Genomic DNA, 13,617 nt, shown 5'->3' on the forward strand with positions numbered 1-13,617 from the left:
ACAAAATATAAAAAATGAATCTATCCTTAGAATATAAAATAAGAGAACCGAAAATAATTCTCGACAAAAATCCATTACTATTGTTACTTCACGGTTATGGCAGTAACGAAGCTGATTTGTTTTCCTTTGCGCCCGAATTACCAGACGAGTATTACATTATCTCAGCCCGAGCTCCCTATAATCTTCAATACGGAAGTTACGCTTGGTACGCCATTAATTTTGATGCAGCTCAAAATAAATTTTCAGATAACGATCAAGCCCGTACTTCAAGAGATGTAATTGCCAATTTTATTGATGAATTGGTTGCCAATTATCCTATTGATGCGAATAATGTAAATCTAATTGGTTTCAGCCAGGGTTCCATTTTGAGCTATGCTGTGGCACTTTCGTACCCAGAAAAAGTGAATAAAGTGGTTGCGATGAGCGGTTATGTCAATTTAGATATCGTAACCGAAGATTATTTAAAAAACAACTTAAGCAAACTAAAAATATTTGCTTCACACGGAACTGTGGATCAAGTAATACCAGTAGAGTGGGCTAGAAAAACTCCCTCCATTTTACAAAAACTTGGCGTTGCAATCACCTACAAAGAATATCCTGTAGGTCATGGAGTAGCACCACAAAATTTTTATGATTTCAAGAATTGGCTAGTTGAGAATTAGTGATCAGTCATCAGTCTTTTAGTATTTAGTTCTCTAAAAATCTATAAAAAAGTGGTCAGTTTTTAACCGTCAGTTACTAACTAAATACTAAAAAACTGACCACTGAATACTAAATTTATTTTTGATATAAAAACGACTGGTTCACTTCAAAAGAAACACTTTCATCTTCATTAATGAAATATTTCAACAATACTTCACCCCAATATTCTCCATCGCTGTAATCAGCAATTATCCAACGGTGATTGAGTACTTTCACTTTATTGATCGAAAACTTAGTGGTTCCCAATTGTACTTGTCCAGTATAAGGATTACCTTTTGGATTGGCATTCAAATCCAATAGCTGTCCCGTCACATAAGGAATTAAGACCTCAAAATTTCGTATTTTATCCGACTTGGCCCCTTCAAAATAATTCTGGGCATTTTCATTTTTTTCCAATGAAAAATAATTCGCATCGGATAATTTATTGGAAATAGACTGCAAACTATCTTTTAACTTGGTGGTCGTTTTTTTATATTTATCCTGCTCAAAAGTTACCTCTTTACTTAAATACATATAGGTATAAATATTAAAAACTAAAGACAAAATTAAAGCGTAAAGGAATAATGATTTTTTCATGTGTATATAATATTTGTATTTTAACAGAACATAGTGTCTCCACTCTTCATGATTGTTTGTGTTTTTAAATTATGGCGATTTCAGCAGTAAACAGAATTAAATAGTAATTTCTAAATTATCATAAGCCAAAAAAACATTATCTGGCAATCTTTTTTGAACGACTTCATGAAAACCCAGCATATGACTGATATGTGTAAGATATGCTTTTTCAGGTTTCAGCAAAGCTATAAAATCGAGAGCTTCTCGCAAATTAAAATGTGTATTATGAGGTTCCTCACGCAAAGCATTTACCACCAACACCTTAAGACCTCTTAACTTATCTATTTCTGCTTCTTCAATGGTTTTCACATCCGTTAAATAGGCAAAATCATCAATTCGAAATCCAAAAACCTGTAGACTCCCATGCATTACAGTTATTGGAATCGCCATCTTGTTACCTAGAGGAAAAGGAATATTATTAAATATTTCAATTCTTTTTACCGAAGGAGATCCGGGATATTTATTTTCTGTTTCAAATATGTAATCAAATCGTTTTTCGATATTAACGAGGACTCTTTTATGGGCGTAAATTGGAATCTCTCCTTGCTTATAATTAAAGGGGCGAATATCATCCAAACCTGCCGTATGATCGGCATGCTCATGCGTAAAAAGAATGCCATCTATTTTTCGGCAATTTGAAGCCAACATTTGTTGTCTAAAATCGGGCCCGCAATCGATAACGTACGAATGGCCTTCCCACGAAATCCAAGCTGAAACCCGAAGCCTTTTATCCTTAAAATCAGAGCTTTTACAAACTTCATGGTCACTCCCAATAATCGGAATTCCTTGAGACGTACCTGTACCTAAAAAATATACCTTCAATTGAGTTGTTTTTTTTACAAAAATAGGATTAATTTCTCTTTCATTAGAAGCCGAATTAGTTAACTTTGTAACATAATTGCCCAAATTAAACAAAAAAAAATGGAAGCCAAAATAAAACTAAAAGGAGACAAAGTTATTGAACAAATTCCTTCGTTAAAGGACAAAGCACTTCGTATCAATTTGAATGAAAACATATACGGAACTTTTGCTGAAATTGGAGCTGGTCAAGAAACAGTGAGACATTTTTTTAGATCAGGTGGATCATCAGGAACAATAGCAAAAGCAATGTCTGCATATGATAAAGACTTTAGTGATGCGGTTTATGGGGTTGAGGAAGACGGTCGTTATGTAACCGAAAGCAGACTTAAAAAAATGCTTACTTTTGAAAGTGAATTGATTGAAGAACGTTTGAGCAGAACCAAACATCCTAATAAAATGTTTTTCAGTTATGCTAATACGGTTGCCACAATAGATTTTGCAAAACAATTTAAAGGCCATGGTTGGGTAGGAATTCGATACCAACTGGATCCAACCGAAGACTACAACGAAATTATCATCCACATCCGTTTCAAAGAAACCGATTCCAGATTGCAACAAGAAACATTAGGTGTATTGGGAGTAAATCTAATTTATGGTGCCTTCTATAAATACAATGACCCAAAAAAATTATTAAGATACCTATACGATCACTTGGACAAAGACCAGCTGGAAATTGATACCATCAACTTCTCAGGTCCCCGTTTTGCTGATGTGGATAATCGATTAATGAGCTTACAATTAGTAAAAAACGGTATGACCGATGCGGTAATGTTCAATCCTGAAGGCATAAACGTTTTGCCGGCCGCTATACTGTACAAGAAAAACATTCTCGCCTTTAGGGGAAGTTTCCGTCCGGTTACCAAGGTAAATATGGATATGTACAAAGAGTCTTTAAAAATGTTTTTGGAAGAAAACAAAGTTGAGAAAGAAAACACCTTGGTGATATTCGAAATTACTTTGTCAAATTTACGTTCTGATGGTGAAATTGACGAAAGAGACTTTATGGATCGTGCCGAATTACTTTGCTCTTTGGGACAAACCGTAATGATATCCAATTTCCAGGAATATTATAAAGTTGTTGAATATTTTTCCAATTATACCAAAGCCAGAATGGGACTTGCAATGGGAGTCAACAACTTAGTGGATATTTTTGACGAGAAATATTACCGCCATTTGAGCGGAGGAATACTGGAAGCCTTTGGAAAATTATTCTATCGCGATATGAAAGTATTTCTATATCCTATGTTAGGTGAAGAAGGTGAAATCATAACTTCCAAAAACCTAAAAGTTCATCCTAGAATGAAAGAATTATACAAATTTTTCAAATTCAATGGAAAAGTGGTTGATATCGAAGGTTACAATCCTGAAATATTGGAAGTATTTTCTCGTGAAGTATTGAAAATGATCGGTGCAGGAAAACCAGGCTGGGAAGAAATGTTACCTACGGGAGTACCTGAAATCATTAAAGAAAAACGTCTTTTCGGATATCATCCCAATTCGCTTTTAGAAGCCAGGAATTAAGATTTCATTATTCAAAAGAGAAATAACTTTATTAAAAAATCCAAGAAAGACTAACTGTTTTTCTTGGATTTTTTTGGGCCAAAAAAGAAATTTCAACTCCTTTAATCTATCATTTTGGCGTGCCACCATTAGGAAAAGGAGGCAACCCATAGAATCGCTCATTCGCCCCCTTTTCCTAATACTGTCGTGCTGTCCGCGTTACAAGGTAACTTGCTTCCATCACTCACGCAGTCACAAGAAATTTTGACAAAACGACAACTTTTAATATTTTAAAAAATTACTATTGCCCCAATATCTGATTAGCATGAGCTTTGGTTTTCACTTCCGAAATTACTTCGTCGATGATTCCGTTTTCGTCAATTACAAAGGTGGTTCTGTGAATACCATCATATTCTCTTCCCATAAACTTTTTTGGGCCCCAAACTCTAAAAGCATTAATAACCGACTTATCTTCATCAGCCAATAACGGAAAAGGAAGTTCATATTTATCCCTGAATTTGGCTTGAGCTTTGGCACTATCCGCGCTTACACCCAAAAGTGCATAATTATTGGCCCGAAAACGCTCGAAATTATCTCTTAAATCACAAGCCTCAGTCGTGCAGCCTGGCGTAGAAGCTTTTGGATAAAAGAAAACCACTAACTTTTTACCTGCATAATCAGCAAGCTGATGTGATTTACCATCTTGGTCTACTCCTGAGAATTGAGGCGCTTGGTCTCCTTTTTTTAATGTAGTCATATTTTATAATTTAAAATTGAAAAAATTAGATTTAAGAATGTAGTAAAAGACATCTCATTGTCATTGAATTTTGCTATTGTCATTGCAATTGAAATTTCTTTTCTTTACAATTCAAATCTAATCAAAATGACCAAACAGGAACGCGTAACATTTGTTATAAATACGTTAAATGAACTATATCCTACTATTCCGATTCCTCTGGACCACAAAGACCCATATACTTTACTGATTGCAGTTTTGCTATCCGCCCAATGTACGGATGTGCGCGTGAATCAAATTACACCTTTACTTTTTGCCAAAGCAGACAATCCGTATGATATGGTTAAGATGTCGGTTGAAGAAATTAAGGAAATCATTCGCCCTTGCGGCTTATCACCTATGAAATCGAAAGGAATTCATGGTTTATCTCAAATTTTGATTGAGAAACACAATGGACAAGTACCGCAAAGTTTTGAATATCTGGAAGAATTGCCAGCTGTAGGACATAAAACCGCCAGTGTGGTAATGTCTCAGGCTTTTGGAGTACCTGCTTTTCCGGTTGATACACATATTCATAGATTGATGTACCGATGGAATTTGACAAATGGAAAAAATGTAGTTCAAACCGAAAAGGATGCCAAACGCATTTTTCCGGAAGAATTATGGAATGATTTACATCTTCAGATTATTTGGTATGGAAGAGAGTATTCTCCCGCCAGAGGCTGGAATTTGGAGAAAGATATTATTACTAAAACAATTGGTCGAAAATCAGTTTTAAGTGAATTTATAAAAAAATAGTAGGGGTAATAAATAATAAATTTCACTAATCTCATAAAAAGAAATTAGTGAAATTTGTTATTCAAGCCAGCATTTTAAAACTTGAATTATCTTCTTATCAAGAAGCTGATTAATTGACTATAATTTCAAAAACCTTATCCTCTATCTTCACTATTTTTAATGCTTTAGAGTAATTTAATAATAGAGAGACCACCTCTTTATCCGGTTTCATTTTTTTAGTAATTTTTAATGCTTTAGAGTAATTCTTTTCCATACGAAATATAAATTTTATTTTATACTACAACGGGAGAATTATCTATTTATTGTCAATTTGTCAAAACAATTTGATGTTTATCTATAATTTTTCTCAAATTCATTATGGCGTACCGCATTCTACCCAAGGCTGTATTAATACTCACTCCAGTAGTTTCAGAAATTTCTTTGAAACTCATGTCTTGATACATGCGCATCATCAAAACTTCTTTTTGATCTAGAGGAAGCTCTTCAACTAATCGACGAATATCAACTTCAACTTGATCGGCAATAATTTGGTTTTCAACGGTAAGGGAATCATCAGACATTATTGAGAAAATAGAAAAATCTTCAGTTTCTCTGAAAAGTGGCATTTTTTTTGATTTTCTATAAAAGTCGATTATTAAATTGTGTGCAATTCTCATTATCCAAGGTAAAAACTTACCTTCTTCGTTATATGACTGGGTTTTCAAGGTTTTAATAACTTTGATGAAAGTATCTTGAAAGATGTCATTTGAAATCTCTCTATCGGCTACTTTAGAATAGATAAATCCATAAATTTTAGATTCATGTCTTTTGATTAGTATAGCCAAAGCACTTTCGTCGCCAGCCATATAATCCTTTACTAATAAAGCATCTGATTTTTGTAAATTTGCCATAGCAATTCCTTTTTAGATTAGTTAGTTTTTGGGGAATCTTCTAAAAAGTAGTTCTTTACTATAGGCTTACAGAGGGTATTTAGGTTAATTATTTGTCAAATTTAACAAATAATTATCAGAAGTAGCAAGAAAAAAAACGATAAATGTTATTTTTTTCATCTTAAATCAATTCTTACAATACAATTGTAATCTAGATAACAAAAGAATAAACCCCTGTAATACATCGATATAACCAGCATATCTAACTTACATACTATAGTAAATGGCAACAATAGATCATTCGATTAATACCAATTAGCAGAAGATTATACCTACAATGTCAAACTCACCGCGTAGAATAGAATAATTATTTAAGCTAAAACATTAAAATTTATAACTCCTGTTTTTATGTTTTTATTGATAAACATCAATATAATCAACATAAAATTCTTGCGGAAATACTTTCTCATATACATTTAATTGGAAAGTATAAGCTAAATTTTCATCTATAAAAAACGAATTTTTGATTATAATTCTTTAAGCATTCTCACATCAAAATTGAGTACTTTTGTGGAAATTCATTTTTAGTATGTCAATTGATATTTCCAAACTCGACCCAAAGAAAAACATTATTATAAAAGGCGCACAGGTACATAATTTGAAAAATGTAGATGTGGCTATTCCTAGAAACAAACTTGTGGTTATCACGGGACTTTCGGGTTCGGGCAAATCTAGTTTAGCTTTCGATACTTTATATGCCGAAGGACAACGCCGCTATGTAGAAAGTCTATCTTCCTATGCCCGACAATTCTTGGGACGATTAGACAAACCAAAAGTAGAATACATCAAAGGAATTGCGCCAGCTATTGCCATTGAACAAAAGGTAAATACCACCAATGCCCGTTCAACCGTAGGAACTTCAACTGAAATATATGATTACATTAAGCTGTTGTATGCTCGAATTGGAAGGACTTATTCCCCAATTTCAGGACAAGAAGTCAAAAAAAACACTGTTACCGATGTTGTCAGTGAAGTCAAAAAATTTGAACTGGACAGCAAATGGTTACTCCTCGCCCCTATCCATCTTGAAGAAGGAAGACAATTGGAAGACAAACTAAAAGTCTTATTGCAACAAGGATTTGCCAGGATTTTAGTGAACAATGAAATGATTCGTTTGGATGATTTCACTCTGGCAGAGCAACATACCTTAGACCATAAAGACATTTTACTCATCATTGACAGAATTGTGGTCAAAGATGAAGAAGAATTTTATAATCGATTATCTGATGCAGTGCAAACAGCCTTTTTTGAAGGAAAAGGTATTTACTATCTACAGGAATTAAATTCAGATAAAAGATTTACTTTTTCCAATAATTTCGAATTAGATGGTATTACTTTTCTAGAACCCAATGTACATTTGTTCAGTTTCAACAATCCTTATGGTGCTTGTCCCGTTTGTGAAGGATATGGAAACATTATAGGAATTGATGCAGAATTAGTCGTTCCAAACACTTCTCTTTCGATATTTGAAAATGCAATATTTCCTTGGAGAGGCGAAAGTATGGGCTGGTTTCGGGACGAATTGGTAAACAATGCCTATAAATTCGATTTTCCTATTCATAAACCTTTCTTTCAACTTACAGAAGATCAAAAAGACTTGATTTGGACAGGAAACAAATATTTTCAAGGACTAAATGACTTTTTCAAGGAACTCGAAGAGAAAAATTATAAGATTCAAAACAGGGTAATGCTTTCCCGCTACAGAGGTAAAACCAAGTGTCATGTTTGTAAAGGGAAACGTTTGAGAATCGAAGCTTCGTATGTTAAAATCAATGGAAAAACCGTGTCCGATTTAGTAGATCTACCAATCAAACACCTCGTTGAATTTTTCAAGAGCATTGATTTGGATGCATATGAAAAACAAATTGCCAAACGATTATTAATTGAAATCAATAATCGACTGTCTTTTTTAACCGAAGTTGGTTTGAATTATTTGACTTTAAACCGAAATTCATCAACACTTTCCGGAGGGGAATCCCAACGCATCAATTTGGCGACTTCATTAGGCAGTAGCCTTGTAGGATCCATGTACATTCTGGATGAGCCAAGTATAGGTTTACACCCAAAAGACACTGAACGCTTAATTAAAGTTTTACTATCGTTACGTGACCTTGGCAACACAGTAATTGTAGTGGAGCATGATGAAGATATTATGAAAGCCGCGGATATGATTATCGACATAGGCCCTGAAGCTGGAACCTTGGGGGGAAATCTAGTGGCACAAGGAACTTATAACGAAATTCTGAAATCAAGTTCTTTAACAGCTAAATATCTGAATGGAGATCTTGAAATAACAGTGCCAAAAAAGCGACGTCCTTTTAAAAATTTCATTGAAATAAAAGGGGCAAGAGAAAACAATCTACAGAATATAGATGTCATTTTTCCACTTGATGTCCTAACAGTAATTACAGGAGTTTCGGGTAGTGGAAAAAGTACACTTGTCAAAAAAATTCTTTTTCCTGCCATGCAGAAAAAATTAGATAATGCTGGAGAAAAAGCGGGGCAATTTAGCGAGCTTTCTGGTTCTTTTTCACAAATAAAACACATTGAATACGTTGATCAAAATCCTATTGGTAGAAGTTCTCGTTCCAATCCGGTAACCTATATCAAAGCCTATGATGATATTAGGGAATTGTATGCCAAAGAAAAACTTTCCAAAGTAAGAGGCTATCAAGCCAAGCATTTCTCTTTTAATGTCGATGGTGGAAGATGTGAAACCTGCAAAGGCGAAGGATCGATAAATGTTGAAATGGTTTTCATGGCTGATGTGCAATTGCCTTGTGAAACCTGTAACGGAAAACGTTTCAAAAAAGAAGTTTTAGAAGTCACTTATGATGGCAAAAATATTCATGACATCTTGACGATGACCATTGATGATTCCATTAATTTCTTTGAAAAAAATAAACAAACAAAAATCACACAAAAACTGCAACCTCTGCAAGATGTGGGCTTAGGATATGTTCAATTAGGACAGTCCTCATCTACACTTTCTGGCGGAGAAGCTCAACGTATAAAACTCGCTTCCTTTTTAGTTAAAGGGACTATCAAGGAAAAAGCGCTGTTTGTTTTTGATGAACCCACAACAGGATTACATTTTCATGACATTAAAAAGCTAATGGATTCCTTTGATGCTCTAATCGAAAAAGGACATTCCATACTCGTGATAGAGCATAATCTCGACTTAATAAAATGTGCTGATTGGGTTATAGACCTTGGCCCTGAAGGAGGCGAAAATGGAGGTTTATTACTCGCAGTAGGTACTCCTGAAGAAATCGTAAAAAACAAAAAATCAATTACTGCAAAATATTTAAAAGAAAAACTATAAAAAGTATGTAATTACTTTTAGCCCATCAAAAAAGCCACACACAATTAATAATTTGTGGTGGCTTTTTATGCATTATCCCTTTATATATTTATTCCAGAAGAATTGTTCGCTATTTTTAATCAACTCTAAATCTACAAGCAACTTAATATATTGCCACAGATTTACAGATTTTTTACTAATCCAATCCTATATTTTTTAAAAACGAAGTACGTCCCAGTTAATCTGCGGCAATCAAATAGTAAATCTAAGTCAAAAAAGGGATCAACCTAAATAGCATTTTTCTTCAAAAATCTTACCGTCCTCATCAATTGCTATCAATACTTTCTTGTCTTTGGAAGTAACTTGTGTCATATACAACCAAGGCAAAGACCACATCCCAAGCGTCACACAACAAAATAAAAAATTCAGACTATGATTTATTTTTTTTCCTTCTTTATATAAAATTGTAAAAGGTAATTTATCATTACGCTCCACAACTACAAATCCATTTTGAATTTTTCCAGAAATAATTTTTGTAAAGAGATTTAATCTATCTTGATTAATAAAATGCTTTTTCATATTTTTCGTATTAATTTAACACGTCTGTACAAATATTTGTGAACAGCACAAATTTAGGTCACATATAAGAAGCATACAATACCCACTTTTGGTGATATTGAAAAAATAATATCATAAAACACTGCATAACAACTAATTACAAAATATAAAAAATTAAACAGGTAAAAATAATCGTTAGAACGAATCAATTTTAAAAAAAAACAGTAATTTTCTCTCAAATAAAATTTCTTTCAAAAATAATTTAATACGAAATAGTATATTAAGTTTTATTTTTCTGATTTTACTGTAAAAGATGGGACTCTATACTCTTTATCAAGATAATCATTTGGAATAGTCGTTTTATTTCCGTCACGAAGAGAATTGTAATGTGGAGACATTATTTCTAGACCTGCCTCATTAAAACAATCCTGTATATTTTGGTGCAAATTGGAATAAACTAAAGGCTGTTGATTGGGATGTTTGGTATATGCATTTATTTCATACTCTACATAAAAATCATCCAAACCGGTTTGCAATACAAAAGGAGCTGGAACTTTTTCAAGTAAATCGGTTCTCAAAGCAGCCTCAATAAGCGCTTTGTGAATATCTTTCCACGAGCTATCATAACCAATAGTAATTTTAGTGTGAATTAATAATCCTTTGCCATTCTCACCGATATTCGCCGAATAATTAATCGAGGAACTTGACAAAACGGTGGCATTGGGAATTGTAATATCTTCTTGTTTTGTTGTACGAACACGAGTTACCAAAGCCGTTTTTTCTACAACTGTACCACTTACATCACCTATTTTTATAAAATCACCTATTTTAAAAGGTCTCATATAGGTTATTACTAATCCCGCTATCATATTAGCAATTGCATTGGAAGAGCCTAATGAAAATAAAATTCCAACAAATACAGAAACGCCTTGAAATATTGGTGAATTGGACCCTGGCAAATATGGAAAAATAATGACTATCATAAAGGCATAAATCAAAACCTTTATTATGTTAAAAGTAGGTTTGGCCCAATCGCTGTAAAAGCCTTCAATTTTAATCTGACCTTTCTGAATCTCATCGACAAAAAACTTAATAACTTTCAAAACATAACGAAATAATAGTACAATTACAAGTATGGAGATTAGATTGGGCAAAAAATCGAGAAAGCCCAGCAATGCAGCTTTGGCTGGAGAAAAAATCCATTTTAAAAGAGTAGTTGCATAAGCTTCCGTTTCTGGAAAAACACTAAAAATAGCTGGTAACGAAATATAAAATGTAAAAATTAAAACGACTATCCGGACCAACGATACAATCCTTAAAACGAATTCTAAATGTCTTTCTGGCGAAAAAACATAAGATTCCTTTATTTTTAATCCAGAAAAATACTTTTCTTGTCTTTTGATAAGAAAAAAACGAAGCCATCTAAACAATTTATTGATTGCAAATACGATTATAATTATTAAACTAATCAATAATAGTACGAGTCCTATCCTTTTTAGCCAGCTTTCAACTGCATTATTTTCTTTTTGAAAAAGTACAGTCCTTTGTATAATAGAAAGATTTTTTTGAGCCAAAGCAAAGTTACTGCTTCCAATTGTTTTTCCGTCCAGATCCGTAACAGACATAACAACAAAATCACTATTATAAACAATATCAACACCAAAGTCAGATTTGATAAGCCGTAACGAATCTTTCTTAAAAAAAGGGTCTTTATAAAGTAATACAATTCTACTGGCAATAGCATTGGCTCTATTCTCAGCATTAAACGAACCTATTTTATTATAAACAAAAAATAAGGTATCTCTAAAAGGGGTTACAGGAAAGCCTTTTAAACTAGGAGCATTTGGGTGCAACACATCAATTGCTACTTTATTGCTGTCCAAATTGATGCTATTATACTTTTGTCGCTGGGAAAACGCCAATATTGAACATCCGAGAAATAAATACAGAAGAGTCGTCTTAAAATTCATCATAGTCTAGAAGTTTTCCATTAATTCAAAAAAAGTTTCTAGCATTATTACAACATTAGAAGCTATACTTACAAATATAAAGAAACTAAGCTACAAAATTTTAAATATATCAAACAGAGAAATTTATGAATTTAATCCCACAATTGTAACTATTTATTTTTTTTGATTTTCAACATAACTTTATCCAAAGTTTGATTAATTTCTGGAGAAACAACAAACTTGTAATTGATAAATACATAGACAATAGTTACCAAAATTGATTTTAAACCTATAGCGATAAGTGGATTTATTGGAAATTTCCAATAATAAAATAACAAAAACACCACAAAAGTTATTCCTATAGAATACAATGTTTGTTTAGTGAAGGGATACAAATGCATACGTTTTACAACAAAAAGTAATTTAGCTAAACTATAACAAGTGATAGACAACAAAGTAGCGAATGCAGAACCGATAATTCCAAATAATGGAATAAAAATCATGTTTAATACCACTGTCAAAACCACCAACCCAACTCCCAAAAACAATACGGCTCGATAATACTTTGAATTAAAAATAATCGCATTATTATTTCCCAATATCAAATCAAAATATTTAGATAAACCAATCATGAATACTACAGTAATTCCGCCACTGTAATCTTTTGGCACTAATTCGTATAACTGATTGATATTAACAAAAATACAAAGCATTACAAACCCACCCACAATTTGCAGATTGATGGAAGTTTTTTTATACAAATTATTCAACTCATCATGTTTGTTTTCATGCATCAGTTTTGCAGTAATGGGATATACAATTTGATGCATTGCACGACTCGGAACTGATATAACCAAAGCTATATATGTAGCAACTGAATAATAAGCAATGTTTTCAATCTTCATATATTGGTTCAGCATTATTTTGTCCCCATCCAACAATAAATTGGCCACACTACCCGACAGAATAATATAAAAAGTGTAAACCAAAATATCTTTTACATTTTCTGGAATAACAAATTGAAAAACGGGCCTTTTTATGTAAAAAGCATAAAACATGGTAACTATCAATGCTAATAAATAAATACCCGCAGTAACATAAACAAACTGCACTACAGTTATCCAATGATAATATACTCCAATTAAAGTAATCAATGAAAACAAACGCAAGCCCACTTCCTTTATGAAATTTCCAAAAACGGAATGCATATGGACTCTTGCCCACGCATAAAATATCTCGAAATAAGCCATGCACAAACCAGTGAATGGAATCAGTAAAATAAATGTTTTAACGACAGGGTTTTTCTTTGAAACAAAAGCTAAGATATCGTCAAAGAAAAAGAAACCTATTATGGCTAATGGAATACACATCAGCAACGGAAATAAAACCGTAAAAGACAAAAACTGGGAACGTTCCTTTTCAGTCTGATACTGAGCATAAAATTTTACCAACGTATTTTGCATCCCGATTGCAAACAAAGGCATAATCACGTTTGCAGCCGAAAGTATATAATTAGTTAAAGCATAGTAAGTGGCTCCCAGAAAAATTGGATATAAATACAATGTATTAATGGCTCCAATTCCAAAACCTATATAAGTTATTATCGTATTTTTTAATGACTGATTTAATACTATGCCCATTAATAGGAGTTTAAGGTTTAGAAGT

Annotated in this window: 11 protein-coding genes; 4 read left to right on the forward strand and 7 right to left on the reverse strand. The window is 32.9% G+C overall.

Annotated features, from left to right (window positions below; all coding sequences use genetic code 11):
- Window positions 1–14 precede the first annotated feature (14 nt).
- Window positions 15–662 carry an alpha/beta hydrolase gene (locus DOS84_RS06080; protein WP_111409229.1) on the forward strand — a complete coding sequence of 216 codons (648 nt, stop codon included), beginning with the start codon at window positions 15–17 and terminating at the stop codon, window positions 660–662.
- 115 nt (window positions 663–777) lie between these two features.
- Here DOS84_RS06080 and DOS84_RS06085 read toward each other — a convergent pair whose 3' ends face one another.
- Both DOS84_RS06085 and DOS84_RS06090 read right to left on the reverse strand, forming a co-directional pair.
- Complete coding sequence (locus DOS84_RS06085; RefSeq protein WP_111409230.1) at window positions 778–1,278, reverse strand: hypothetical protein; 501 nt, start codon at window positions 1,276–1,278, stop codon at window positions 778–780.
- A gap of 96 nt (window positions 1,279–1,374) precedes the next feature.
- Window positions 1,375–2,139 carry an MBL fold metallo-hydrolase gene (locus DOS84_RS06090; RefSeq protein ID WP_111409485.1) on the reverse strand — a complete coding sequence of 255 codons (765 nt, stop codon included), beginning with the start codon at window positions 2,137–2,139 and terminating at the stop codon, window positions 1,375–1,377.
- Window positions 2,140–2,238: 99 nt separating this feature from the next.
- On the opposite strand from DOS84_RS06090, the gene DOS84_RS06095 reads away from it, so the two are divergent.
- On the forward strand, window positions 2,239–3,699 hold the full coding sequence (locus DOS84_RS06095) for a TonB-dependent receptor (protein WP_111409231.1): 1,461 nt from the start codon (window positions 2,239–2,241) through the stop codon (window positions 3,697–3,699).
- 280 nt (window positions 3,700–3,979) lie between these two features.
- On the opposite strand, the gene bcp is transcribed toward DOS84_RS06095, so the two are convergent.
- Window positions 3,980–4,435 (reverse strand): thioredoxin-dependent thiol peroxidase, encoded by a 456-nt coding sequence (gene bcp, locus DOS84_RS06100; protein ID WP_111409232.1) that lies wholly within the window; start codon window positions 4,433–4,435, stop codon window positions 3,980–3,982.
- A gap of 126 nt (window positions 4,436–4,561) precedes the next feature.
- On the opposite strand from bcp, the gene DOS84_RS06105 reads away from it, so the two are divergent.
- Entirely contained in the window at window positions 4,562–5,212 is a 651-nt protein-coding gene (locus DOS84_RS06105) for an endonuclease III domain-containing protein (protein WP_111409486.1), read from the forward strand.
- Between the two features lie 305 nt (window positions 5,213–5,517).
- Here the strand turns inward: DOS84_RS06105 and DOS84_RS06110 are convergent, their stop codons facing one another.
- Window positions 5,518–6,102: an RNA polymerase sigma factor gene (locus DOS84_RS06110; RefSeq protein ID WP_111409233.1), complete on the reverse strand. Its 585-nt coding sequence runs from the start codon at window positions 6,100–6,102 to the stop codon at window positions 5,518–5,520.
- A gap of 568 nt (window positions 6,103–6,670) precedes the next feature.
- On the opposite strand from DOS84_RS06110, the gene uvrA reads away from it, so the two are divergent.
- Complete coding sequence (gene uvrA / locus DOS84_RS06115; RefSeq protein WP_111409234.1) at window positions 6,671–9,466, forward strand: excinuclease ABC subunit UvrA; 2,796 nt, start codon at window positions 6,671–6,673, stop codon at window positions 9,464–9,466.
- A 261-nt stretch (window positions 9,467–9,727) separates the two neighbouring features.
- On the opposite strand, the gene DOS84_RS06120 is transcribed toward uvrA, so the two are convergent.
- The 3 genes from DOS84_RS06120 to DOS84_RS06130 all read right to left on the reverse strand — a co-directional run bounded on the left by DOS84_RS06120 (window position 9,728) and on the right by DOS84_RS06130 (window position 13,592).
- Window positions 9,728–10,024 (reverse strand): hypothetical protein, encoded by a 297-nt coding sequence (locus DOS84_RS06120; protein ID WP_111409235.1) that lies wholly within the window; start codon window positions 10,022–10,024, stop codon window positions 9,728–9,730.
- Window positions 10,025–10,290: 266 nt separating this feature from the next.
- Window positions 10,291–11,976, reverse strand: a complete 1,686-nt coding sequence (locus tag DOS84_RS06125) for a mechanosensitive ion channel family protein (RefSeq protein WP_243636327.1) — start codon at window positions 11,974–11,976, stop codon at window positions 10,291–10,293.
- A 146-nt stretch (window positions 11,977–12,122) separates the two neighbouring features.
- Window positions 12,123–13,592, reverse strand: a complete 1,470-nt coding sequence (locus DOS84_RS06130; protein ID WP_111409236.1) for an oligosaccharide flippase family protein — start codon at window positions 13,590–13,592, stop codon at window positions 12,123–12,125.
- Between the last annotated feature and the right edge of the window lie 25 nt (window positions 13,593–13,617).

Origin of the sequence: Flavobacterium aquariorum, assembly GCF_003254745.1 — a bacterium.
In the GTDB taxonomy this organism is placed as follows: domain Bacteria; phylum Bacteroidota; class Bacteroidia; order Flavobacteriales; family Flavobacteriaceae; genus Flavobacterium; species Flavobacterium aquariorum.